Consider the following 26,886-nt stretch of genomic DNA (forward strand, 5'->3'; position numbering starts at 1 on the left):
TTCATGAAAAGCCTCATCATCAACAGCATAGTAGCATTATCAACTTGCTTTTTATCTTTTGGTCAACCAAAAAAAGAAAAAAACAATTCTCCTGCTACACCTAATTTTGTAGTTATTGTTGCTGATGATGCAGGCTGGAATGATGTGGGCTATAATGGTTCCGAAATTCATACTCCTAATATCGATTGGTTAGCTAAAAATGGAGCACAACTAAACCGTTTGTACGCTGCTCCTACTTGTTCTCCATCCAGAGCTAGCTTTTTTACAGGAAGACCTTCCAGCCGCATGGGCATTGTAGCGCCTATTAGTGACAAAAGCAATTTGAGTCTCCCTAGTGATGTTACCACTTTACCACAGGCGTTACACCAACAAAATTACCAAACGGCTTTGTTTGGAAAATGGCATCTGGGATTAAATCCATCCAGTGGCCCAAAAGCCTATGGCTTTGATTATTCGTATGGTTTTTTACACGGACAAATAGACCAATATTCTCATGAATACAAAAATGGAGATCCGAGTTGGCATCGAAATGGCGAATTCATAACCGAAAAAGGGCACGTTACTGATTTGGTCGAAAATGAAGCAATCACATGGCTTAAAACCAAAATAGATCCTTCTAAAAACTTTTACATTCAGTTGAGTTATAGCGCTCCGCATTTTCCTTTGCAAGAAGAAGACAAATGGAAAAAGCCCTATTTAAAAACCATTAAAAATAATTCCCGAAGAGATTATGCCGCCGCTATGTCGCATTTAGATTATAGTATTGGACAAATATTAAAAACCTTAAAAAAACAGCATTTAGACAAGAATACAGTCATTATTTTTATGAGTGATAATGGCGCTATGGACAAATGGAATCCTGGAAATCAATACCAGGGAAGACATGCAGCCAATGATGTTTTGGGAAACAATTTCCCTCTACGAGACTGGAAAACTTCAAACTATGAAGGCGCAATACGTGTTCCCGCAATAATTTATTGGAAAAACAAAACAAATAGTTCATTGAACAATAATTACATTTCGGTAACGGATTTAATGCCTACTATTTTGTCTTTGGCTGGAGCCAAATCTATTCCTAAAACTGTAGAAGGGCAAAATATTTGGAATTCGATTATTACTAAAGATTCCATCCCAAATCAAGCCATCTACATTCGTGGTCATTTACAGGAAAGTATTATTGAAAAACCTTGGAAATTAATTCGAACAAGACATACAAACGCCCCGACTGTTTTTGAACTTTTCAACATCGAAAAAGATCCTGAAGAAAAAGAAAATCTAGTGCTAACAAATTCCAGCATTACGAATAAGCTAAAACAAGATTTAGAAATTCAATTTGCCAAGGATTCCAAAGAAGTAAATTCAGCTGGAGAATAAATTAATATGACAATCCGTTACTTGTACCAATTTTGAAAATGGTACACGGATGACACGGATTTAAACTGATAAAAACAGATTTTTATAATCAGCGAAAATCTGTCTAATCTGTATCATCCATGTGCCATTATTTAATTTTTAGTCAGCTTAGCGAACAGTCATATAAATTAAAACAGCTCTAACTTATTCGAAAATCAAAACATAAATTATCCAAAACTATCCCATTTTTATCAATTTGTTAAATTTCGATTTAAAATCAGGCAAGTACAGGATGCTTTTTTGATCTGAAATAATGATTTTCGGGAATAAAATTAATTATAATGAAACAATACCACATCATTTTAAGTTCCTTATTCTTTTTGCTTTTTTCATGCAAAGAAATGGCACAAGTTAGCAGTAGTTCTGCAAATTTTGAACCTGAATGGACCAAAAAAGTTGGTGCAAAAGAAAACAAATTCAATTCTAAAATTTATTATGCAAATGATTACGGAGCTATTAATGATGGTAAAACACTTTCGACTAAAAACATTCAAAAAGCCATAGACGAATGCAGTAAAAATGGCGGTGGAACACTTACTTTCAAACCCGGAAATTACTTAACGGGTTCCTTATTTATCAAAGAAGGCGTTCATTTTAATGTTCCAAAAGGAGTAACTATTTTAGGAAGCGAAAACATTGCCGATTATCTCGAAATTGATACTCGAGTGGCAGGAATCGAAATGAAATGGCCAGCGGCTTTAATCAATGTTTTAGATCAAAAAAATGTAACACTTGATGGCGAAGGAACCATCGATGGTCAGGGAAAAGTCTATTGGGATTACTATTGGAATTTACGCAAAGAATACGAAGCTAAAGATTTGCGATGGATTGTAGATTATGACGCCAAACGTCCCAGAACTATCTTAATTACGAATTCTAAAAATGTATTTCTTAAAGATTTAAACATTCAAAGAGCGGGATTTTGGACCGTTCAGGTTTTGTATTCGGAATACATTACCGTTGACGGAATTAAAATAAGAAACAACATTGGCGGACACGGACCAAGCACCGATGGAATCGATATTGATTCGTCAAAATGGATATTAGTTCAAAACTGCGATATTGATTGTAATGATGATAATTTCTGTTTAAAAGCAGGACGTGACTGGGACGGATTGAGAGTCAATCGCCCAACTGAATATGTCGTAGTTCGCGATTGTATTGCCCGTCAAGGTGCTGGTTTATTTACTTTAGGCAGTGAAACTTCAGGAAGCATTCGTCATGTCTATGTTTCTAATATTCAAGGATACGGCACTAAAAATGGATTAAACATAAAATCAGCTACTAATCGAGGTGGAACGGTAGAAGATATTTATATGGAAAATATAAAAATGGAAAGTGTTGGTACTTTTATCACCATTTCAATGAACTGGAATCCAGCTTACAGCTATTCCAAACTTCCTGCTGGTTATACCGAAGAAACTTTACCTCCACATTGGAAAAAAATGCTGACAAAGGTTGAACCTGAATCCAAAGGAATTCCAAGTTTTAGAAACATTCATTTAAAAAACATTGACATCAAAGGAGCTAAAAAAGCGATTTCAGTAGCAGGATTAGAAGAATCTATTGTAGAAAATGTAACACTAAAAGATGTGCATATTACAGCCGAAACTGCTGGAAGCATAAAATACAGCAGCAATTGGATTCTGGACAATGTAACGATTAATTCATTAGATCATTCGTCTTTAAAGATTGAAAATACTAAGAATGTAGATTTTTCAAAATCTAGCAGCAAATAATAAAAACAGAGCCACGAATTACTTCGTCTATTCGCTATCGCTCGGGTCACTAATTGAAAATAAAATTCGTGGCAAAAAACAATCCTATCATAATGAAATTTAAAATATCCATATCTCTGATCTGCCTCTCTTTTGCTGTGCTCAATCTAACGGCGCAAAGTCAAAATTTATGGCATGGAGAAACACGAAAAATCCATTATGCACCCGAAGGCAAAAGTTTTATTTTAAAAAATGGTACTCGAAAATTCAATCGTGCTTTATACGGTAACAATACCGCTTTTAGGGTAGAAGCTGGAGATCTGCCGGAATTCGCTACCTACATGCCGGGAATGGGTGGTAATTTGAAGCTAGGAATTATCAACGATAAAAACAGCAAATGGCTTACCGAAGCCGATAAAATAAATACAAAATACACTCCTGGAATCGTAGAATATCAAATCAATGATGCCTTACTTTCGAATGCTACTCTAACGATTCAGATTGTAGCTTTGGCAGACAGCGATGGTTTTATTTTAAAAGTCATTGGCAACAATGTTCCTAAAAACATTTCGCTTGTTTGGGCTTATGGTGGCGCTAGTGGAAAGAAATTCTCAAGAAACGGAGACATTGGTGGTGACCCAGAATCAGTGTTTTATTTACATCCCGAATATTGTATCAACAATCAATACCAGATCAATAAAAACAGTTTTACACTTTCTTATGGCTCCGAAAGCAATAAAAAAGTAACCGAAAATACTCAGCTAATTAATGCTGTTTTTCCAGATTCGAAAACGCATTTGTCTAGTGCTAATTTCTTAAAAACACCTTTAGAAAATTATACTTCAAAAGTAGATTCGGTTCCAATGATTATTGGCCAATTGAATCAATTTTCGAAAGAAGGAAATTATTGGTTATTTGAAAACACACCCAAAATTGACAATACAACTCAAAAATCAATAGCCGAAAAATTCCAAAAAGCCCTTGCTCAAAGCGAACAAATGGCTAACCGAATTAAAGTAAATACGCCCGATCCTTACATCAATACTTTGGGTGGAGCACTAGCCATGGCTGCTGATGCTATCTGGGAAAACCCTGCTTATTTACACGGCGCTATTGCCTGGCGCATGCACTTAAATGCCTGGCGCGGTGCTTATGTTGCCGATCCATTAGGTTGGCACGACAGAGCTAAAACGCATTTTGAAAGTTATGGAAATTCACAGGTTACAGAACCAGAAACCGCTCCAGTGGTTCCTGATACGGTTCGAAATTATGCCCGCCAATTAGAAAAAATGGGGACTTCCATGTTTAGTAGTGGTTACATTAGTCGCAATCCGAACAGAAATGATGTAGCGCATCATTATGACATGAATTTGGTTTTTATTGATCAATTAATGCGTCACTTTAAATGGACTGGAGATGTGGATTTCCTAAAAAAAATGTGGCCTGTCATCAAAAGACATTTGGCTTGGGAAAAAAGAAATTATGATGTAGATGGCGACGGATTGTATGATGCTTATGCAGCAATCTGGGCAAGCGACGGATTGGGCTACAGCGGAGGTGGTGTGACTTACACTTCGGCATATAATTATTATGCCAATAAAATGGCTGCCGATTTAGCTCCAATTGTGGGCGAAGATGGCTCTTCTTATGCAAAAGAAGCAACAAAAATTCATCAGGCCATTCAACAAAATTTATGGAAAAACAACAAAGGTACTTTTGCAGAATACAAAGACCTTTTGGGCAACCAACTAACACATGATACACCAGGAATCTGGACCGTTTACCATGCTTTAGATAGCGAAATTGCCAATCCTTTTCAGGCGTACCAAGCTTTAAAATATGTCGATAATGAAATTCCTCATATTCCAGTTGCTGCCGAAGGTTTAGACAAAGACAATCTGGAATTAATTTCTACCACAAACTGGCAACCTTACACCTGGTCTGTCAATAATGTGGCTCTTGCCGAAGTTTTACACACGGCATTGGCATATTGGCAAGGCGGACAATCAGAAAAAGCATACCAACTTTGGGAAAGTGGTTTAATCGAAAGCATGTATCTGGGTGCCTGTCCAGGTGGATTTGAACAATTATTATTTCAGGATGCAATTCGTGGCGAATTGTATCGTGATTTTGCCGATCCGGTAGGAATGGCAGGACGTACTTTAGTAGAAGGACTTTTCGGAATTTTACCTGATGCGCTTAAAAACACTTTAACAATTCAGCCGGGATTACCAAAATCCTGGGATCATGCTTCGCTTGAAGTTCCCGATGTAGCCTTTGCTTTCGAAAGAACAAAAAACACGGACGTTTACCAAATTACACCTCATTTTTCTACAAAAATGAATTTAAATTTAGTAGTCAACGCTACTCATTCAACCATTAGCAAAGTAATTGTTAATGGAAAAGAAGTGAAATGGAAAATGATTGACGGAACTGTTGGAAGTCCAAAAATAAGCATCGAAAGTCCGTATGCAGATTCATACAAAATTGAGATTGTCTGGAGTAACGAAACTTTAGAACAACTGGCTTCAATTTCGTCCATTTGCGAAGGCGAAAATATTCGTATTGCAACAAAAAATGCAACTATTTTAGAAATAAAAGATACTCAAAACGCACTAAAAAATGCGGTTGTCAGTACTAATGAAATCAATGCGCTGGCGAATACTGTTGGTAACAAATCGTTTTTTATCAAACTGAAACAAAAAGAAATGATATGGTGGCAAGCCATTGATATCAATATCAAATCTAATCTTGAAATTGTTTCAAATGCAGTGAAAGGAGAAAATGCAGTAGTTGTAATCAAAAATAACACTGAAAAATCGGTAAATGGGTTTCTTATTTCGAATCAAAAAATGAATAAAACGAAATTTAGTTTACAAGCCAATTCAGAGAACAGTATCGAAATTTCGTTAAGCCAATTGGTTTCAGGAACGAATCAAATTGAAATGAATTTTGAAGATGGAGCTACAACAAAATTGAGTTTTACCAACTGGGATATTGCAAGCAATGCTAAAACCAAATGGGAAGCTGTAAAACTAGACGCGTTTTTTAATGATAAAATCACGAATATTTTCGAGAACAAATACATGAGTCCAAGAGCACAATCGCCAAGTCTTCAAATCCCAACGCAGGGAATAGGAAACTGGTGTTATCCTTTTATAAAACCAATAATTGACGACTCTGGATTAAGAGCCAAAGCAGGAACGAATAATCAAATTATCAGTCCACAAGGAATTCCGTTTACCACTTCTTACACTGCTGATAAAAACATTGCTTTTGTTTCGCAATGGGATAATTTCCCTAATTCGCTTTCAATTCCACTTTCGGGAACGGCATCTCAGGCTTATTTGATGATGGCAGGAACAACTAATCCAATGCAAAGTCGATTTACAAATGGTGAAATTATAGTGACTTACAGCGATGGAAGCAGCGAAAAATTAGAACTAAAAAATCCAGAAAACTGGTGGCCAATAGAGCAAGATTATTATACTGATGGTTATGCTTTTACGACGAATGCTCAAAAACCACCAAGAGTTTATCTAAAAACAGGAACGATTACAAGAGACTTCAACCATTTTAAATCGATAAAGGGTTTTAGTGATTTTGGTGTAGAAGGCGGAGCTGGAACAATTATTGATATACCGTTGAACAAAAATAAAACGCTGAAAAGTATAGAAATTAAAGCCGTTGCCAATGAAGTAGTTATTGGAATTATGAGTTTAACGTTAAACAGAAACTAAGTATGAATAGAAAAGAATTTTTAGGCACCACATTTCTGGCTTCATTAGCAGCCATGCTTCCTGTGCATGCTCATGATTTTTTGACTATAGACAAAGAGCCCAAACTTTCTGATTTCGAAAAAAGTTTAACTGCTGTTGGACGTGCTTTAGAATTTGAAGATTATTACGTTTGGTGCAACAGTCCTATTGAAGGATCTGATGGTAAAATTCACGTGTTTTTTTCTCGTTGGCCAAAATCCAAAGGCATGGGAGGATGGATCAGTAGTTCTGAAATTGCTCATGCTGTTGCCAATACTCCCGAAGGTCCATACGAATATGTAAGTACGGTTCTTTCGCCAAGAGGTGCTGGTTATTGGGACGCAACTACTTGCCACAATCCAAGTATTCATTTTGTAGATGGGAAATATGCGCTGTTCTTTTTAGGGAATTCGAATGGAAAAATGGATACCAAACGCATTGGTTTGGCTACAGCCGATTCGCTTTACGGCCCTTGGACAAGACCGGACGAACCTTTATTGTTACCTGGAAAAGAAGGAGAATGGGACGATTTATTGACCACTAATCCTTCATTTATAAAACATCCTAATGGAGAATATTGGTTGTATTATAAATCGCTGGATACTGAAGGTTATGTTCATCCAAAATTTGAAATCAAAGGGAATCGAAAATATGGTTTGGCTACAGCCAAATCACTAGAAGAACCTTACACCAAATACGAAGGAAATCCAGTTGTTGATTTTCACAACATGGGAAACAATCAGCAATGCGAAGATGCTTATGTTTGGTACGAAGACAAGAAATTTAAAATGCTGGCTCGAGACATGGGCGTTTACGGAATTGACAAAGGATTGTATATGGAATCCAAAGATGGTAAACATTGGTCAGAACCACAAATAGGTTATCAGGAACTTAGTAAATATATGACACAACCCCCTGCTCCAAAACATTTAAACCGTTATGGAAGAGTTGAAAGACCACAACTATTATTTCAAAAAGGGAAACCCACCTATCTATTCACTGCCTCACAAGGTGGAAAATACGAAACGGCTTCGGGCTTTATCTTTAAAATCAATTAAATTATAATTATGAAAAAAGTATTCATCGCACTCTCCTTGTGTTTGTTAATAACCACAGCAAAAGCACAAGAAAAAATTGACCGAAAAGCATTGGTAACAAGGCACAATGTCAATATCACAAAAATTGATACACTGAATTCTTTGTCAGTTGGAAACGGAACTTTTGCGTTTACCGTTGATGCTACAGGTTTACAAACTTTTCCAGATTATTATCAGGCGGGTGTTCCGTTAGGTACACAATCCGAATGGGGATGGGATGCTGTTCCTAATAATGAAAATTATAAATTTGAAGAAACACTGAGAGATTTTGACCAAAATGGAAGAAAAGTATCTTATGGTGTACAACCAAAAACTCCTGAACGTGCAAAAAATGCGGTAGAATATTTTCGTGCCAATGCTCATCGTTTGCAACTGGGGAATTTAGGATTTGAATTGTACAAAAAAGATGGTGCTTTAGGACAACCATCAGACATTAAAAACATCAAGCAAATACTGAATGTTTGGACTGGAGAAATTGAAAGTAGCTTTACATTTGAAGGAACTCCGGTAAAAGTCTGGACAGCTTCTCATCAGGAAAAAGATGCTATTGGAGTGAAAGTAGCCTCTGATTTAATGAAAAAAGGGCAATTAAAAATTCGCATGCGTATTCCTTTCCCAACAATGAAATGGGGTGATAACGGAAATTTATGGAAAGCCGATTTTGCTTATACAAGCACCCTTTCGAACAATGGAAAAAACGAAGCCATTATTACGCATAAAATGGATTCGATTACCTATAATATTGGTTTAAAATGGAAAGGAAATGCGGCTATTGCTCAAAAAGAAGCGCATTATTATCTACTTACTCCTTCTAAAAACAACCAATTTGAATTTAGTTGCGAATTTGCACCAGCTCACCAAGGAAAATTAAATATTCCTGATGTTGCAGCAGTACAATCTAGTAGTGTTTCGGGATGGGAAAAATTCTGGAAAAGTGGTGGAGCAATCGATTTTTCAGCATGTACGGATGCTCGGGCATTTGAATTAGAACGAAGAGTGATTTTATCTCAATACTTAACTAAATTACAATGTACAGGAAACGAACCGCCACAGGAAACAGGACTGACTTACAACAGTTGGTACGGAAAACCGCACTTAGAAATGCACTGGTGGCATGGTGTTCATTTTCCGTTATGGGGAAGAGCTGGTTTGTTAGAAAAAAGTTTACCTTGGTATTCTAAAGTGTATGACAATGCTAAAAAAATTGCCGAAAGACAAGGTTTTGAAGGTGTAAGATGGCAAAAAATGACCGATCCGGATGGTAACGAAGCACCTTCTTCTATTGGAGCATTGTTACTTTGGCAACAGCCACACTTTATTACTTATGCCGAATTAATGTATCGCGAATACAAAGACAAAGCGACTTTAGATTTATACAAAAAACGTGTTTTTGCTACCGCTGATTTTATGGCTTCTTTTGCATATTATGATCAAGCTCAAAAAAGATACATTCTGGGTCCTGGAGTGATTCCTGCGCAAGAACGTTTTAAAGCGGTAGAAACTTTCAATCCAACCTACGAATTGGCTTATTGGAACTGGGCTTTAAACACGGCTTTAGAATGGAAGAAACGTTTAGGCGAGCCAGAAGTAGCTAAATGGGCAGCTGTTGTTGCTCAATTATCTAAACTGCCTGTTCAGGACAATGTGTATTTAGCTACCGAAAGTGCTAAAGATTCATATACTAATCCAGAATACAAAACCGATCATCCATCTGTTTTTGGAACTTACGGAATGTTGCCAGAAACTACTTTGTTAGACAAAAACATCATGAAGAATACCTTCGATTTGATTTGGAAAACTTGGTCTTGGGAAGATACCTGGGGATGGGATTTTCCAATGACTGCTATGACAGCGGCTCGTTTACAAATGCCCGATAAAGCGGTTGATGCTTTATTTATGAAAGTACAAACAAACACTTATTTGGCGAACGGACACAATTATCAAGAAGGTCGTTTGCCAATTTACTTACCAGGAAATGGAGGTTTACTTACTGCCGTAGCCATGATGTGCGCGGGTTGGGATGGTACTACCGAAAAAAATCCAGGTTTTCCAAAAGATGGTAAATGGAATGTAAAATGGGAAGGTCTTGAAAAGATGTTTTAATAAGTTAAATCCTGAGATTTTTAAATTCTCAGGATTTTTTGTTTAAACTTATAAGTTATGATCATAATTTTCTTTTTTGCTTGATCAAAAAAGAAACAAAAAAATCAAGTCTTCGCACCCTCGTCGGTCAAATTAGTTTTCGAATACTAAAAGAAAATAACTCGCTGCGCTCAAACAGATTTTCTTTTTACGTATTCTTCAAACATTTGACACTCGACTGCGGATGCTAAGGACATTTACACCTGATATAAACTACATTAAATTTGTAGATGATTTAAACCTTAAGCCTTATTTAAAGTCCAAAAGACAATTTAATCAAAACCCTATTAATCAATTTAACCACCAAAAATGAAAAAATACCTGATAGCATTACTGGCTTTTCAGCTGTCTAGCACTTTATTATTCAGTCAAAGGCAAATGGAATCGCTTGATCGCGGACTAATTGCAGTAAAAGAAAACGGCCATTTTTATGTAGGCTGGAGAGTTTTAGGCACCGATGATGACAATCTAGCTTTTAACTTGTATCGAAAAAGCGGAAAAAACATTCCCATTCGCGTAAATGACAAACCCATAACAGCAGCAACCAATCTAATTGATGAAAAAGCCAATCCAACTGAAGACAATACCTGGTTTGTAAAAACAGTTGTAGACGGTGTCGAAAAAGAAGCAAAAGGAAGTTTTACTATTCCAGCCAATAGCCCCGATAAAAACTATTTATCTATTCCTCTAAAAGCAAAACTAGGCTATACTCCCAATGATCTTTCGACGGGAGATTTAGATGGAGACGGACGTTATGATTTAGTGGTTCACATGACCGGAAAAGGAGCTGACAACTCTTTTAGAGGACTAACCGACTCTCCTATTTTTCAAGCCTATACTTTAGACGGGAAATTTTTATGGGAAATTAATTTGGGCAAAAATATTCGCGAAGGCGCACATTATACCCAATTCATGGTCTATGATTTAGACGGTGATGGCATTGCCGAACTGGTTTGTAAAACTGCCGACGGAACTACCGATAGTGCTAATAATGTAGTAGGAGATGCATCAAAAGACTGGAGAGATTTGAATCCAAAATCGCCTACTTTTGGAAAAATCCTACAAGGCCCTGAATACCTAACTGTATTTGATGGAAAAACAGGAAAAATTGTCAATACGGTTCCTTATATTCCTGAAAGAGGCGACATTGGAAAATGGGGCGGAAAAGGCGGAAACGGAAAAAATGATAGAACTGGAAACAGAGTCGATCGTTTTACGGCTTGTATTGCCTATTTGGATGGAATACACCCAAGTGTGGTGATGTGCCGAGGGTATTATGGTCGAATTGTTATGGCTGCCTGGGATTTTAAAGATAAAAAATTAACTTCAAAATGGGTTTTTGATTCAAAAGATGGTGGTAATCCATTTTCAGGAATGGGAAATCACGGACTCTCTGTTGCCGATGTAGATGATGACGGAAAAGACGAAATTATCTTTGGCGCTATGGTTGTTGACGACGATGGTAAAGGATTATACACCACTGGTTTTAGACACGGCGATGCATTGCATGTAAGCGATTTAGATCCTGAAATCCCTGGTCAGGAAGTTTTTGGCGTACACGAAATTGAAGAAGGCACAAAAGGTCCTGGAGTAGCTTTGTTTTCGGCTGCCGATGGAAAAGTATTGTTTACGGCTATGGATGATGAAGACGTAGGAAGAGGTGTAGCCGCTAACATTGATTCGACCAGAGTTGGTGCCCAAATGTGGTGGTCGGGTTCTAATGGTTTATACGACATCAAAGGAAATAAAATTGGCGAAGCTCCAAAATCAACTAATTTTTTAATTTACTGGGATGGTGATGCTTCAAGGGAAATTCTGAACTCGAATTATATTGACAAATACGGTAAAGGTAGAATTTTCACTGCCGAAGGTGCGCGTTCTAACAATGGAACCAAATCCACTCCTGGACTTTCTGCTGATATTTTAGGCGATTGGAGAGAAGAATTGATTTTGAGAAGTGAAGACAACAGCGAATTGCGTATTTATTCCACTACAATTCCAACAACCATTAGACAATACACTCTAATGCACGATTCACAATACCGTTTGGCCATTGCCTGGCAAAATGTAGGTTATAATCAACCGCCACATACTAGTTTTTATATGGGAACTGGAATGAAACCTGCTCCAAAACCGAATATTAAATTGGTGCCTTAAAACGTTTATTTTAGATTTATTTTTAAAAAGCACAGTGAAAGCTGTGCTTTTTTTGTAAGAAAATTTATTTTTTGTTTACTTTAGCGGAATAACTTTTATAGCGACAATCTACCCATATTTGGATGTATGGGCACTACTTTATTGCAGTTATAAGCGTTCGTCCAAAACATTCGAAAATAAATAATATCAATTATGGAAAAATATAATTTTAACGGTTTTACGTATGTAAAAGATTATAAATATTCTGGTTTTTCAATTGAACATAATAAAGAAAAACCAGAGCATATATTTAAATTTTATGCACTAAATAAGTTTAGTGTTGATGCCTTATTAAAAGGTTATTTTTATGCTTCCCATCCAATAGAGTTGAATGATTCATTAGATAGCAGTAGGTTTTTAATGTATACTTCTCAAAAACTCGGTATTGACTTTTATGAAAGACTAATTGAAGATAGTTTGACGAAACAGGAGATAACAGAATTATATAACAAAGATATAAACAACGAAAATTTATGTTCTTGGTATATAACTACTCATTACGATATATCTACAAATCTATTTGGTATAATATCGACAACTGCTAAAGAAAATAATATTCTAATGTGGCCGCATTATACTCAAGAATCAGGATTTCAAATCAAACTCAATACACAGAAGTTAGAAAAAAGTATTGAAAATAAATTAACTCAAGAAGAACAATACTTAGGGTTTTATCCAATAAATTATTGTGAAAAATTAATCCCAATTGACATAAGCTCTTATGATCAAATGTTTATTCCGTTAGCCTACGTTACAAACGTAAAATCAAACAAATGGAGTTATGAAGAAGAGTGGCGTTTTATAATTGGAAAGCAAAATATGGGAGTTCCATACACTAAATCTGGACTAAACCCGCACAAAGACTATTTTGTTAGAACAGAAAACAGATATGTTTTTTACGATTCTAAATTGATTGAGGAAATTACTGTTGCACATAACTTTTTTAATGCTCGTCAGTTCGAAGTAAAATGGTTAGATGCTAAAAATGTACTTGTGAAACCAATTGAAGAATCAAATTGGGAATATCAAAGTCAAGTAGATTTTTTAAATTATATTGTCGAAAACTTAAGTGATAAATTTTATCATTCCGGCACCAAATATGAAATTGATAAAGATGGAGTGACTATTCTTATTCGAACAAAAGAGAAAATGGAAATAAAAAAAGAGATTGATGAAACTTTTATCTTAACGAGAACAGACGATTATAAAATTTTCATGGATTAAGGTCAACCACACGTACAGAAATCCTTTCGCTTTCGAAACAATAAATTTTCACGCAGATTCTACAGATTTTCGCAGATTTTTCATTAATTTACTGCTAAAATCTGTAAAATCTGCGTGAAAATTTTATTCAGCTCCGCAAAGTCTCCGACTTTGAGGTAGTGATTATCGGTTTACAACCGATATTTTTTACGTCTGTCAGAGACAGATTAACGCATCCTCAAAGTCACAGACTTTGCGGAGCTAAAATTTATCGAATCGTTTTCCAAAAATCACCCTTAGGAAAGATATTTTTCAAAGTATATTTTGCAGCTTCTGCTTTAGACAATTGATGTGACCAAGCCACTCTTTTATTCGTTTTTGCTCCTTTTCCTTTATTATTATATTCAGCGTAAAAGGCGGTTTTATCCTTATCAGGAAAACGCTCGTCCTTCCATGGATTCCAGCCTTCTGGTAAAATATGACTTCCTAGATTACAACCTAAAAAAACTGTTTTGGCAAAAGGTCGCCAAGGACGTCCTAGAAAAACCTTTGTCACATTAGCATCTGCAATCAATACGCAATTCAAGAAAACATAACCAAATTCCAAATTCTCTGGCGTTGATGCTGCTGTTATATAAGAATCTTTTTTACTCTTAATAATACAATTTTCAAAAACTGCCGTTGCTGGTCCAAAAATAAAATCGGTCGTTCCTTCGATATAACAATTTTGATAGTATTGATAAGCTCCATCTCCATCTGTGAGTAAAGTATCTTGGCATCCTAAAATTCTGGAATTTTTAATTGAAAAGCGAGTTCCTTTTACATGTAAAGAAACTGCCTGACCTTTTTCGCACCAGGAATTTTCAATAGTTAAATTCTCAATTTGAACATCATCTGCGCGAACTAAAAACGTGTAGGAATCAGATGTTCCAATATTTCTGTTCGAATTTGGATTCGCTTTCCCCGAATAATCATCATTGGTAATAATCGTATTTTCTTTATTCTCCCCTACTAATTTCAATCCAGGTTTTGATGACAGAATGACCAATTTCTCTTTATAAATTCCATTCTTGATATAAATTTCAACAGCTCCTTCATTGGTATTTGCTGCATCTATTGCCGCCTGAACAGTTTTGAAATCGCCAGTTCCATCTTGAGCAACAGTTATCTTTTTATCGAAATCTAACTTCAATTGTGTTCCAAAACTACTATTAGAAAAAACACAAAAAAACAATACTAAAATATACTTCATCATCTAATAAATTAATTAAACATTCTTTCAAAAAGAACACAGCGAACTCCAAAAATAAAGAAAAAAACTCAGTTTCCAGTAATCGATTACATCTTATAAAAAACACCAAATAGCTTCTTATTTAGAAGTTATTATCTTATTTTAGTCAACTATTAAAAAGCCGTCAAAACCGCTACAAAATAATCATTTAATGAAAAACAAAATTCAAAATTCATTCTTACTATTATTCGTATTTACAAGCCAACTTTTTTGGAGCCAGGAAAACAAAAACAGCTTTCTTATTGCCAATAAAAATGAAGTTGCTACAATTTACATCGATCAAAACGCAGATCCACTGGTGGTTTGGGCAGTAAATGAATTGGCAACCGACATTCAGGAAATTACAGGACAAAAACCAAAAATCATTCCGTCTAAAAAAGCACCAAATGAAAAAGGAATTTACATTGGACAAATAGATGAAAATCGTTTTAAAAATTATAAAAAAGAAAAAAAAGGATTATCTGGTTCTTGGGAAAAATTCAGCATCAGCGCCGAGAAAAACAATTTGTATATTATAGGAAGTGATGTTCGCGGAACGGTATATGGAATCTTTGAAACTGCCGAAAGATTAGGTGTTTCACCATGGAAATGGTGGGCTGATGTACACAATATTAAAAAAGAAAAATTAGTTCTTAGTCTTCCTGCTGGCGGCATTACCGAAAATCCTTCGGTGCAATTCCGTGGCATCTTCTTGAATGATGAAGATTGGGGATTGCAACCTTGGGCGGCAAAAACTTTCGAAAAAGAAACGGGAGATATTGGTCCTAAAACCTACGAAAAGATATTTCAATTGCTATTGCGTTTGAAAGCCAACACCATTTGGCCAGCAATGCATGATTCTACTAAAGCTTTTTTTAAAATCGAAGGCAATAAAGAAATGGCTCAAAAATACCATATTCTATTAGGAACTTCGCACGCCGAACCCATGTTGAGAAATAATGTTGACGAATGGAAAAAAGAAACCATGGGTGCTTTTAATTATTTTACCAATAGCGAAAACATCAATAAATATTGGCAAGATCGTTTAAATGAAGTTCGCGATAGCAAAGCCGAAGCAGTCTTCACACTTGGAATTCGCGGCGTTCATGACAGCCAAATGGAAGGCGCTAAAAACACGGATGAAGCCAAAAACATGATTGAAAAAATCATTGTAAAACAACGTGAAATGCTGGCTTCGACATTTAAAAAACCTATTACTTCTATTCCGCAAGTTATGATTCCGTATAAAGAAGTTTTAGAATTGTACAACAAAGGACTTAAAGTTCCTGAAGATGTTACCTTAATGTGGACCGATGACAACTACGGTTATATTAGAAGAATTAGCGACGAAAAAGAACAAAAAAGAATTGGCGGCGGCGGTATTTATTATCATTTAAGTTATTGGGGAAGACCTCATGATTATTTGTGGTTATCGTCTATGCAGCCTGGTTTAATATGGTCAGAAATGTCAAAGGCTTACGACAATGGAGATCAAAAAATGTGGATTGTAAACGTAGGCGATATCAAACCTGCCGAATACGATTTGGAATTTTTTATGGATCTAGCCTGGGATATTAATTCTATAAAACCAGATGGAATCAATGAACATTTGACAACTTGGGCAGCAAGAGAATTCAACGATGCCGTTGCTAATGACGTAAGCAATGTAATGAGTGAATATTACCGATTAGCGATGTTGAGAAAGCCCGAATTCATGGGCTGGAGCCAAACAGAACCTACTACCCAAATTAAACCTTCTGAATTTACTGCTGATGAAGCCAAACGAAGAATCCAACTTTACGATCAATTAGTCGAAAAAGTAAATCGTTTGTCTCAATCGATTCCAGAAGAACGAAAAGATGCTTGGTTTCAATTGGTTGTTTATCCTGTAAAAGGAGCTGCTTATATCAATCATAAATTTCTATATTGGAAACTGTCTTTAGAAAGTAAAAACGAAGAAGAAAAGAAAAAATTTGAAAATTTATCGAAAGAAGGTTTCCAGAAAATTGAAGAATTGACTCAGTATTACAATACCGAAATGAGTAATGGAAAATGGAATAATATGATGAGTAGGACTCCACGAAAATTGCCTGTTTTTGATCCAATAAAATATGATATCGCACCAAAAATTGAAGAAAGCAAAACTACCCCAACTGAATTAATCGCGATTCAGGCAAAAGATTTTACGGCAAATCAAGGTGCTAAAAATTACCAATGGAAATCAATTGAAGGATTTGGATACAGCAATGCGGCCATCACGCTGTTTCCTTTAAAATCGAGCTATTTTGAAACTGAAAAACCGTCGGTAACTTATACTTTCGAAACTGAAAAAACAGGAGAATACGAAATTGAAGTTCGTTTCATCCCAACTCATGCTAACAATTCTGACCATCAAGCCACTGTTTCATTCGATGCAAATACTTCTGAAACATTCAAGCTAAATAGTTACGATAGAAATGCTGCTTGGAAAGCAAATGTTTTACGAAACGCTGCTATTTTCACATTACCTGTAAAAATAGAAAAGACAGGAAAGCATACTATTACAATAGAAGTAAATCAAACTGGAATTGTAATTGACCAATTAGCCATTTTCCCAAAAGGACAAAAAAAATATGAGATACCATTTAAATAGCGGTATCTCATATTTTTTACTTATGATTTCATTGGAACGAAGCAATCACATGCTGTGTTTTAACCTAAGTGAGATTGCTTCGTTCCTCGCAATAAATTATTTATTCAACTGTATCTAAAGATAAATTTTCTACCTCTTTTTTAGATAAAACCAAATCTCTAATTTTACTATCTTTTAAGTTTCTTAACTCTTCAGCAGCGGTTTCGGCAACAATATTAGCTCCTGCTTTACCGGTATGTGTGTGATCTTTTGGATAAAACTCTTTTACTTTTTCTTGTCCTAGAGCTTCAAATTTTTGAGCTACTTTTTTACTCAAATTGATGTAATCTACTTTTTCAAGCTCCGCTACTTGCTGCGACCATTTAATGTAAGTTTCGTCTCTTTGCTCTACTTTTCCATTTGGCCATTCGTTTCTTGGAGTCAAACTCATTACAATTGGAGTCGCTCCTTTTTCTTTGGTTTCACGAATGAATTTCTTCAAATACCAACCGTAAGTATGAACCGTTTCCATCAAACTGTCAGCGCGGTTTACCACTTGGGTTTCCTCCCCAATACCGTTAATAGAACCTCTGAATTTTTCTTTGTCAATTTTTCCAGCATCGTTGTGTCCAAATTGAATAATAACAAAATCTTCTGGCTGAATTTCCTTTTTTGTTTCATCCCAAAGTCCTTCAAAATCAAAAGTGCGTGAACTTCTTCCTCCTCTGGCTTTGTTTACAATATTCACTCTGGTAGTATCAAAATAGCGAGGTACCATAACGCCCCAACCTACTGCATTTTCGTTTTTATTATCCGCCATAGTAGAATCGCCAATTAAAAAAACATTAATTTTTCTAGGCAATTTGATTGTTGGATTTTCTAGAATGTAGTTCTTCAAAGTACTTTTCGAAACCTTTAATCCTTCAATTATTGAAGTGGCAGCAACGACTGCTCCTTTTGCCGATGGATGGGTATGATCTTTTTTGTAAAAATAAGTTCCTGTTACTTTGGCTTCACCAAATTGCTCTAATTTCTTAGCCATTCTATCATTCAAATCAATGAAAACCACTTTTTCCTGATCGGCAATTTGTTTTGCCCATAATCCATAAGATGTATTGTTTCTTGGCAATTTTTCGTCTTTCCATGTATTTCTAGGAATTGGTGACATCACCACTGGAATAGCTCCTTTTTCTTTAGCTTCTTTTACAATTTTACGAATATACCAACCGTAGCTATGTACAATTTCGTGTTTTTTGGTAATCATATTATCAATTTCTTCCGTCTTTTCAGAAATTCCTTTTATGGTTCCTCTGGCTCTAATCGTATCATTCAGCGGACCATCATCATTATGACCAAATTGAATTAAAACATAATCTCCTTTTTTCAATTTTTTATAAACGGCATCCCATAACCCTAAATTCTGGTAGGTTCTGGTACTTGTTCCTCCCAGCGCATGATTTTCTACTCTCACTTTAGTAGTATCTAAAAACTGACCGATGTAATCACCCCAGCCCCAAAGACCTCCAGTTCCATCGCCACGACCATTTTTAACTGTAGAATCGCCTACTGTATATACCGTTATTTTTTGCTGTGCCTCTGCCTCAAATTGCACTAAAAAAAGTGCTAAAAAAGCAAATAGCATTAATTTGGTAATTCTCATTTTTACAATTATTGTTTATTATTGTTATTGAATATTGTAATTGTCATTGCTATTGAAACTGTTATTTCTCAACTCTAAAATCAAACCATAAATTCATTTGAATTCCCTCATCTCCACTTTTAATTCTAATACTTGCTGGCTGACTTTGTGGTCCGTGGTGTTCAATAGGTTTAAAAGAACGCATTGCTGGAATTTCATACATAAAGGAAATATTTCCTTCTGGAAACGCCGGTTGCGGATGAGCTCCTTCGAAAGCATTTTTAGGTAAATCTGGTGTAAATAATCTTAAAAATACTTTTTCAGAGGCAGAAAACATTTTAAAACTATTATTGTCTTTTGCTTTTAAAGCTGCTGCATACAAATCAGCGTGGTAACCTTTAAATTCTGGTAATATCATGTTTTCAAAACTTTCTCCTGGAATGGTTTGGTTATACTCTTTCTCCCAAATTCCATAAGTTGTTCCTTTAATTCTGTTTTTCCAAACATGGTAAGGTCCTTTTCCTAACCATTTCATACTTTCCACTCCTTCTTCAGGAAAATCAAAAGTAATACCAAAAGCATCTACTTTATCTTGAAAAAATGCACCATCAAAACCATTATTCGCTCCTGCATCTTTAAGTGCTACCATTTCCATTTTCAATCGCCCATCGGCAGTCATCGTCCACTTGATTTTTTTGATTCCTCCTTTATAATTCACTGTAAGTACAGCAGCATTATTTTCTACAGCAGATTCAACATTTTTCACTTCGGCTATCATCCCAATTGGTCTTGGTCCATTAGTCAAAGGCACAATTCCGTTTTTGTTTTTAACAGTGATAATTTTTCCCGTTTTTTTATCGAATGTAACCTGAACGTCTTTACTGATCAATGAAACTGAAGCTACTTCGTCTTTGATACTGACTTTTGCCTTAGTTTCTTTTTTCAATAAAAATTTATCTGCAAAATAATCTGCTTTGTGAATGGTCCAAGACCAAGTATAAATTTCTCTTCCGTGTTGGTCACGAGCGGTAATTTCAACCCAGTCTCCTTCGAAAAAGTTAGCTCCAACAGGAATTTTTATTTTAGATGTTTCGCCTGGTTCGATACTTGGAATTTCAATTTTTCCTTTATCTAAAATCGAATTTGCATTCTTAGTATACAACATTTCTTTATCAGCCTTGACCACTTTGTATTCCATGGTACAAGAATTCAAATTGCTAAAAATATAATCGTTGCTAATAAAAAACGAACCATCAAATTTTGCAGTAATACTCAATGGAGCAAACTGAATCGGTGCCCAAATTTCTTTAATAGCATAAAAACTTCCTTCTTTTTCACGGTGAGGCCCAAGAATTCCATCGGCCGCTAGAGAACCTTTCGAATCAAATTGTTCTTTTCCTATCCAATCTGATCTCTTAACGGCTTCGTCACAAAAAACCCAAATAAATCCACCAGCAAACAACGGACTTTGTTTGTATTGTTTCCAGAAATCCTCTAATCCTGCTCCCCCACCATTGTCATAAGTAGCGTGCATAAACTCTGTTGGAAAAAAAACATTTTCTCCATTTACAAATCGGTGAATTCCGGTTTGATACGCTGGATAATGGTGCACATCCCAACCGTCAAAATCAGACCAAGGGTGAATTACAATACGTTTTTGTGGATCTAAATCCCTGAAAACCTGATCTACATTATAATTCCATCCGCCTTCGTTTCCGTTGTCCCAAATAATAACTGATGCGTGATTCACATCGCGCGTTACCATTTCTTTGACTAATTTGGTTCCTGTCTCAGTATCATAAGAATTTTGCCAACCTGCTAATTCATCCAAAACAAAAATCCCTAATGAATCACAAACCTGTAGAAAATGACTATCGGCAGGATAATGGCCACGCACGGCATTCATATTCATATCTTTCAACAAATTGACATCCATGATACTCAAACGTTTGCTCATGCTTCTACCCGATTCTGGCCAAATTTCATGTCTGTTTACCCCTTTCATGATGATTTTTTTTCCATTCACATAGATTCCGTCTTTTTTGATGAACTCTAATGTTCTAAAACCAATACGCTCTGTAATTGCATGAATGGTTTTTCCGTTTTGTTTCAATTCTAATTTTAAATTGTACAAATTAGGAGTTTCAGGACTCCAGGGTTTGATATTTGGAAACTGCATGTTAATGACTTTTTTCTTTTCTTTAGCATTAACATCAAAAGAATGTGTTCCAATAATTTTATCACTTCCATCAGCCGAAATAGAAGCTGTAATAGTACTTTTTTGAGAAATATTTTGAAGATCTAAATGCACATTCAAAGTTCCATCCATTTTAGCATCCACAGCAACGTGTGCTATGTTTTCGTTTGCCATAATTTCCAACCAAACTGGACGATAAATTCCGCCAAAAAGCCACCAATCAGCTTTTCTTTCGGCAGCATTTACGGAGTTATTAGCCGAATGTTTAGAAACATGCGCTTCTAAGACATTATTTCCGCCATAATTCAACAAAGAAGAAATATCATATTTGAATTCGTAAAAACCACCCTGATGAATTGGTCCTGCCGATTTTCCGTTGATTTTCACTTCGGTATCAGTCATGGCTGCGCCAAAAACAATATAAATGGTTTTCCCTTTATCAGAAGCTGCAATTTGGAATTCGTGTTTGTAGAAACCTTCTTCTTTACTTGGCTCTTTTTGGTTTAATTCTTTGTACCAACGACCGTAAGTATATTCGCCAAAACCTTCTAATTCCCAATTGGATGGCACATTAATTTTAGACCATTGCTTGCTGTTATTCCCAGCGGTGCACATAAAATCCCATTTTACAGGATGTTCAAAATCGGTTCCCGAAAGGAAAACTTTAGTAGTTTCTTGAGCATTTGCATTTATTACGCATAAAAATGGCAGAAATAATGCAACAGCAGCTTGTAATGATTTTTTAAAAAACATAAATTTTGATTAAAGAATTAGTTTCCGTCTGGTTTCACAGTTTCAAATCGAGAACTCATTGGCAGAGTCCATTTTGCGAAAGCATTCGGATAATTTGGATTATATTGAGGTACTTCTTTTAAGAAATATTTAGCCAAAGGACTATTTAAATCACGAAGCCCTTTGATTACACAAAGAGCAATTTCATTGGCTCCAAAAGAATTGAAATGGGTATTATCTTCTAATTTTTCTTTTTGACCTGGAAAAGTGTTGGCTGGATATTGAACAAATGCTTTTCTGGATGGTTCATCGCCCCAGCTTTCATATAATATAGTAGTCAATTTTGTAATATCTACTAGAGGAACATTCATTTCCTGAGCCACTTTTCGCATCGCATCAGGATAATCACCATGTGTTGGTTTTAAAGTTCCATCGGCATTAAAGGCACGACGCTGAACTGGAGTAATCAAAATAGGAATTGCCCCTTTGTCTCTCGCTGCCTGAACATATTCGCGAATGGAAGCAGAATAGGAATCCCAAGGACCAATGCCCGCTCCTTTTTCTTTCTCATCATTATGAGCAAATTCTACTATTAAATAATCGCCAGGTTTAATCACTGATAAGATTTTTTTCAAACGTAAACCTGCTTTAAACGAACGCAATGTTAATCCTGAAGCGGCATAATTTGCCACCACTACATTTTCGTCAAAATAATTCGTAATATATTGTCCCCAGGAAGCCCAAGGTTCTAAATCCTGATCCGTTACGGTAGAATCTCCAGCTAAATAAACTGTTGTAACATCGGTTATTGGAGTAATACTAATACTTTCGATTTCGACAGTTCCTAGAAATTCTAATGTTAGTTTTTCATCCCAATTTAATTGTCCCAAATCCCTGTCTTTTAAGTGAATTTGAGATGTTTCATCAATTTTAGGAAATCTAACATTTACGTTAAAAGTTTTAATAGCAGTTTCTCCTTTTTTAAGCTGTTGCTGATCGAGCATTAATCTTCTTGATTCAGCTTTAATGGTAGTATTGGTATTTTTAGTTGTACTACCAAAAGTTACTGAAACCTGATAATTTCCTTCAGGAAGTTGTACCGAAAAATAAGTTGGGAGTTCTGTAGCAAATGAATTTTTATTCATTTTTACATTAGTTGCAGTATTAAAATCAAAACCATAACCTACAGCGGAATCAAAAGGTAGAGATTTACTTACTACTATTGCTTCTTTAGATTTTTTTACTTTTTTACCAAAGTAAAAAACTTTCTTTTCTGTTGTTTTTGAAGTTATTATCGTGGCATTTGAAACCTGGAAACTGAATACCAAAAGCAGCAGAAAAATAATCTTATCTTTTTGAATCATAAAATATCAAATTTATTTTAAAGAATGGACTAAAGTATTGTTTTCAATACAAATTAGTATCCTGCACTGTTAGGTAACAAGTCAAATTACACCTATAAGTCATAATAATCAACACTAGGTCTATTGAAGAGGGAGTTTATTTTTAACAAAAACAGTACCAAACGAAATACTTCAAAAAGACATTCTTTTAAGAACAAACTTAAACCGAAATAATCAAGAAAAAAATTAAAGGAAAATAGCATGTAAATTATATTTTACAAAACCGTTTTGTTTGAAGCAAAATTTTATAAAAACACAAAAAAACAGGTAAGTACAGGATACGTTAAATTAAAGTTAATTTTAGTTTTACATTAACAATAATTTAATGGTATTTTTTTGTAGTTTTAAAAAAATATCTAAATTTTTTGCGATATAAATTTTTAACCATTATTACACAACAAACCAATTAATTAACCAAAAAACTATTTTTTTTATGAAACATTCATTCGTAAAGTATCTGGTTTTCTTTAGTATCATGTTAACCACCATGACAACTTTAGCTCAAACCAATACTATCACAGGAACCATCAAAGACAACAGTGGCATGCCCATACCTGGTGCCAATGTATTAGTTAAAAACACTAACAACGGAGTACAGACAGATTTTGACGGAAAATTTGCTATCAAAGCAAGCTCAGGAGATATTCTTGTAGCTACTTTTATTGGTATGAAAACAATCGAAATTAAAGTAAGCAACCAAACTAACGTTAACTTCAAATTAGAAGAAGAAGGCAATAATCTTCAAGAAGTAGTCGTAGTTGGTTATGGGGTTCAAAAGAAAAGAGACGTTACTGGAGCTCTTGTTAGTGTATCATCCGAAGATATTGCATCTCGTCCAGTTAACAATGCCGTCGAAGCCATGCAAGGAAAAGCTGCTGGTATAGATATTTCTTCAAATGAAAGACCAGGTCAAGTAGGAACAATAAGAATTCGTGGTAATCGTTCTATTACTGGATCAAACAGTCCTCTTTATGTTGTTGATGGAATTCCTTTAAATTCTGGAGGTATTGATTTTATAAATCCAGTAGATATAGAATCTATAGACGTATTAAAAGACGCTTCTGCAACCGCCATTTTTGGATCGCGTGGTGCTAATGGAGTTATTATTGTAACAACCAAAAAAGGTAAAAGCGGGAAATTTACCCTAAATTACGACACTGCTGTTACAACAGAAAGCATTTTCGAAAGAGCACCTATAATGAGTGCTGGCGATTATATTGAATTACGTCGTTGGGCAAAACATTATGAAACACCTACAGTATTTCCAAAAGGGAATGCTCCGACTATTGAAAACGACCGTACTATATTTTTTGCTGATGGCGATCCAACTGCATGGGCAAATATCGAGAAAGGATGGGCTGGCGGCACTTGGGATGGTTCTAAATTAACCACAACCAATTGGGCTAAATTTGTAACACAAACAGGCATTACCAGACAGCAAACATTAAGCGTTAGCGGCGGTACTGAAAAAATGAAAGCTTATGGTTCTTTTGGATATATAAATAATACAGGTACATTAAAAGGACAAGGATTCAAGCGTTATACAGGTATTGCTAATATTGACATTACCCCTACCAAATGGTTTTCAATGGGGGCTAATCTTAATGTTAGTTATGGTGAGACTGAATTTGGTCAATCAACCGTAGGTAGATCGGCTGTAGCAACTTCTGCTGGTATTTACAATACTGCAAGACAAAATCTTCCTTATGCATTTCCTTTAGATGCTGATGGTAATAGAATTCAAAATCCAGGAGCAGATTCTACCATTAGAAATGTTTTAGACGAACATAAATTATCACAAGATCAACGTTTAACCTTGCGTGCTTTTGGTAGTTTTTATGCACAATTAGATTTCGGCGGACTTACTCCTGCACTAACAGGTTTAAAATACCGTGTGAATTTTGGTCCAGATTTAACATCATTCCGCAATGGTGTATTTTTAGATGGTCAATCTTCAGCACGTTCAGGCACTAATTTTGCTTCGTTAAATAAAGAACAAATAATTTCATACACATTAGATAATTTAATATTCTATAACAAAACACTTGGCAAACACGATTTTGGGTTAACGTTATTACAAAGTAAAACGCAATATGCAGAAGAGTCAAGTGCTATGTCTGCACAAAATATACCAATTACGCAAAGTAAATGGAATGCATTAACTCCTGTAAATGTTGGTTTACTAGGCTATTCATCAAATTTTTTCGAAACTGGATTGTTTTCCTATATGGGTAGAATTAACTATGGTTTTGATGATAAGTACCTTCTAACAGCATCTCTTCGTTATGATGCTGCTTCACAATTAGCAGAAGGTAATAAAGGTGCTTATTTTCCTAGTGCATCAATTGGTTGGCGTATAGACAAAGAAAACTTTTTACAAGGCATTTCTTGGTTAAATCAATTAAAACTAAGAGTCGGTTTCGGTGTTGTTGGTAATGCTGCTGTACCAGCTTTTGAGACACAACCACCATTGGCACAAGTATTATACTCAACATTTTCTGGCGTTAATAACAATGCAAAATTAGGAAACATTGCATTAGGTTGGGAAAGAACTACACAATACAACTACGGTATCGATTTTGGAATATTTAAAAATAGAATTTCCGGAAGCTTAGAATATTACACCAGTCAAACCAATGATTTACTTTTAGCAAGAACTATTCCAAGTGTAAGTGGTTTTACAAATACCACTGCAAATATTGGACAAACTGAAAGTGAAGGTATTGAACTTACATTAAATACAGTAAATGCAAGAACAAAAGATTTTGAGTGGAGCTCTAGTCTAAGTGCTTCATGGCAACAAAACGCCATAACGGAATTACAAAATGGTAAGTTTGATGACATTGTTAATAACCGTTTTATAGGCAGGCCTCAAGGTGTTATATATGGCTTTGAATCGAATGGAATTTGGAGACCTGAAGACGCCGTAGAAATGCAAAAATTTAATGATGCTGCTGGTAGAACTGTTTTTACATTTGGAAACGCAAGACCTGTTGACCAAAATGGAGATTACTTAATTGATCCTAATAACGACCGTGTAATTATTGGAAATACAGAGCCTAAATTTATTACAGGACTCACCAATACATTTAACTACAAAAACATTGAATTATCCATCTTTGTGTACGGCCGTATGGGGTATATATTCAATGCTGGGGGCGAAAACTTAAGTGGAAAAACAAGCCAAAGAGTAATTGATTATTACACTGATGACAATACCGATGCTGAATACCAAAAGCCAATTTTCTCCGCAGGTACTGGAGATGTTTACAACGGTACTTTAGGGTACAGAAATGGCTCTTTCTTAAAAATACGCAACATATCTTTAGGATATAACTTTGATGAGGACACTTTAGAAAAAATTGGTATTTCTAGATTAAGATTTTATTTGCAAGCTACAAATCCGGGGATGATTTTCTCTAAAGTAGATTTCATAGATTTAGACACAGGTACTAGTTTTTCTAACAGAGGATTCACATTAGGATTAAATATTCAATTTTAAGAAAA

At 35.4% G+C, this 26,886-nt stretch carries 13 protein-coding genes; 9 read left to right on the plus strand and 4 right to left on the minus strand.

Going from position 1 to position 26,886, the window contains the following annotated elements:
- Positions 1-3: 3 nt before the first annotated feature.
- The 7 genes from AAGV33_RS01425 to AAGV33_RS01455 all read left to right on the plus strand — a co-directional run bounded on the left by AAGV33_RS01425 (position 4) and on the right by AAGV33_RS01455 (position 13,548).
- On the plus strand, positions 4-1,374 hold the full coding sequence (locus AAGV33_RS01425; protein WP_373390119.1) for a sulfatase-like hydrolase/transferase: 1,371 nt from the start codon (positions 4-6) through the stop codon (positions 1,372-1,374).
- Positions 1,375-1,694: 320 nt separating this feature from the next.
- A complete protein-coding gene (locus tag AAGV33_RS01430; RefSeq protein WP_373390120.1) occupies positions 1,695-3,152 on the plus strand; it encodes a glycoside hydrolase family 28 protein in 1,458 nt (485 codons plus the stop codon).
- A 92-nt stretch (positions 3,153-3,244) separates the two neighbouring features.
- Positions 3,245-6,871, plus strand: a complete 3,627-nt coding sequence (locus AAGV33_RS01435) for a DUF4450 domain-containing protein (RefSeq protein ID WP_373390121.1) — start codon at positions 3,245-3,247, stop codon at positions 6,869-6,871.
- A gap of 2 nt (positions 6,872-6,873) precedes the next feature.
- The gene (locus AAGV33_RS01440) at positions 6,874-7,947 is read left to right on the plus strand and encodes a glycoside hydrolase family protein (RefSeq protein WP_373390122.1); all 1,074 of its coding nucleotides are present in this window, start codon (positions 6,874-6,876) and stop codon (positions 7,945-7,947) included.
- A 9-nt stretch (positions 7,948-7,956) separates the two neighbouring features.
- Complete coding sequence (locus AAGV33_RS01445; RefSeq protein ID WP_373390123.1) at positions 7,957-10,089, plus strand: hypothetical protein; 2,133 nt, start codon at positions 7,957-7,959, stop codon at positions 10,087-10,089.
- A gap of 348 nt (positions 10,090-10,437) precedes the next feature.
- On the plus strand, positions 10,438-12,285 hold the full coding sequence (locus AAGV33_RS01450) for a rhamnogalacturonan lyase (RefSeq protein ID WP_373390124.1): 1,848 nt from the start codon (positions 10,438-10,440) through the stop codon (positions 12,283-12,285).
- A 192-nt stretch (positions 12,286-12,477) separates the two neighbouring features.
- A complete protein-coding gene (locus AAGV33_RS01455) occupies positions 12,478-13,548 on the plus strand; it encodes a DUF2971 domain-containing protein (protein WP_373390125.1) in 1,071 nt (356 codons plus the stop codon).
- A gap of 247 nt (positions 13,549-13,795) precedes the next feature.
- On the opposite strand, the gene AAGV33_RS01460 is transcribed toward AAGV33_RS01455, so the two are convergent.
- Positions 13,796-14,782 (minus strand): pectinesterase family protein, encoded by a 987-nt coding sequence (locus AAGV33_RS01460; protein WP_373390126.1) that lies wholly within the window; start codon positions 14,780-14,782, stop codon positions 13,796-13,798.
- 187 nt (positions 14,783-14,969) lie between these two features.
- On the opposite strand from AAGV33_RS01460, the gene AAGV33_RS01465 reads away from it, so the two are divergent.
- Positions 14,970-17,429 carry a glycosyl hydrolase 115 family protein gene (locus tag AAGV33_RS01465; protein ID WP_373390127.1) on the plus strand — a complete coding sequence of 820 codons (2,460 nt, stop codon included), beginning with the start codon at positions 14,970-14,972 and terminating at the stop codon, positions 17,427-17,429.
- A gap of 100 nt (positions 17,430-17,529) precedes the next feature.
- Here AAGV33_RS01465 and AAGV33_RS01470 read toward each other — a convergent pair whose 3' ends face one another.
- From AAGV33_RS01470 to AAGV33_RS01480, 3 genes are all read right to left on the minus strand, one after another.
- Positions 17,530-19,068 carry a rhamnogalacturonan acetylesterase gene (locus AAGV33_RS01470; protein ID WP_373390128.1) on the minus strand — a complete coding sequence of 513 codons (1,539 nt, stop codon included), beginning with the start codon at positions 19,066-19,068 and terminating at the stop codon, positions 17,530-17,532.
- A 61-nt stretch (positions 19,069-19,129) separates the two neighbouring features.
- The gene (locus AAGV33_RS01475) at positions 19,130-21,997 is read right to left on the minus strand and encodes a glycoside hydrolase family 2 TIM barrel-domain containing protein (protein ID WP_373390129.1); all 2,868 of its coding nucleotides are present in this window, start codon (positions 21,995-21,997) and stop codon (positions 19,130-19,132) included.
- Positions 21,998-22,014: 17 nt separating this feature from the next.
- A complete protein-coding gene (locus tag AAGV33_RS01480; RefSeq protein WP_373390130.1) occupies positions 22,015-23,340 on the minus strand; it encodes a rhamnogalacturonan acetylesterase in 1,326 nt (441 codons plus the stop codon).
- Positions 23,341-23,812: 472 nt separating this feature from the next.
- On the opposite strand from AAGV33_RS01480, the gene AAGV33_RS01485 reads away from it, so the two are divergent.
- Positions 23,813-26,881: a SusC/RagA family TonB-linked outer membrane protein gene (locus AAGV33_RS01485; protein WP_373390131.1), complete on the plus strand. Its 3,069-nt coding sequence runs from the start codon at positions 23,813-23,815 to the stop codon at positions 26,879-26,881.
- Positions 26,882-26,886: the final 5 nt, after the last annotated feature.

The organism is Flavobacterium magnesitis (assembly GCF_041729735.1).
Taxonomy (GTDB): Bacteria; Bacteroidota; Bacteroidia; order Flavobacteriales; family Flavobacteriaceae; genus Flavobacterium; species Flavobacterium magnesitis.

Coding starts and splice junctions, on each gene's coding strand:
- AAGV33_RS01450 (WP_373390124.1), top strand. CDS start 10,438: ATGAAAAAATACCTGATAGCATTACTGGCTTTTCAGCTGTCTAGCACT.
- AAGV33_RS01460 (WP_373390126.1), bottom strand. CDS start 14,782: ATGATGAAGTATATTTTAGTATTGTTTTTTTGTGTTTTTTCTAATAGT.
- AAGV33_RS01435 (WP_373390121.1), top strand. CDS start 3,245: ATGAAATTTAAAATATCCATATCTCTGATCTGCCTCTCTTTTGCTGTG.
- AAGV33_RS01465 (WP_373390127.1), top strand. CDS start 14,970: ATGAAAAACAAAATTCAAAATTCATTCTTACTATTATTCGTATTTACA.
- AAGV33_RS01440 (WP_373390122.1), top strand. CDS start 6,874: ATGAATAGAAAAGAATTTTTAGGCACCACATTTCTGGCTTCATTAGCA.
- AAGV33_RS01475 (WP_373390129.1), bottom strand. CDS start 21,997: ATGTTTTTTAAAAAATCATTACAAGCTGCTGTTGCATTATTTCTGCCA.
- AAGV33_RS01425 (WP_373390119.1), top strand. CDS start 4: ATGAAAAGCCTCATCATCAACAGCATAGTAGCATTATCAACTTGCTTT.
- AAGV33_RS01445 (WP_373390123.1), top strand. CDS start 7,957: ATGAAAAAAGTATTCATCGCACTCTCCTTGTGTTTGTTAATAACCACA.
- AAGV33_RS01430 (WP_373390120.1), top strand. CDS start 1,695: ATGAAACAATACCACATCATTTTAAGTTCCTTATTCTTTTTGCTTTTT.
- AAGV33_RS01485 (WP_373390131.1), top strand. CDS start 23,813: ATGAAACATTCATTCGTAAAGTATCTGGTTTTCTTTAGTATCATGTTA.
- AAGV33_RS01455 (WP_373390125.1), top strand. CDS start 12,478: ATGGAAAAATATAATTTTAACGGTTTTACGTATGTAAAAGATTATAAA.
- AAGV33_RS01480 (WP_373390130.1), bottom strand. CDS start 23,340: ATGATTCAAAAAGATAAGATTATTTTTCTGCTGCTTTTGGTATTCAGT.
- AAGV33_RS01470 (WP_373390128.1), bottom strand. CDS start 19,068: ATGAGAATTACCAAATTAATGCTATTTGCTTTTTTAGCACTTTTTTTA.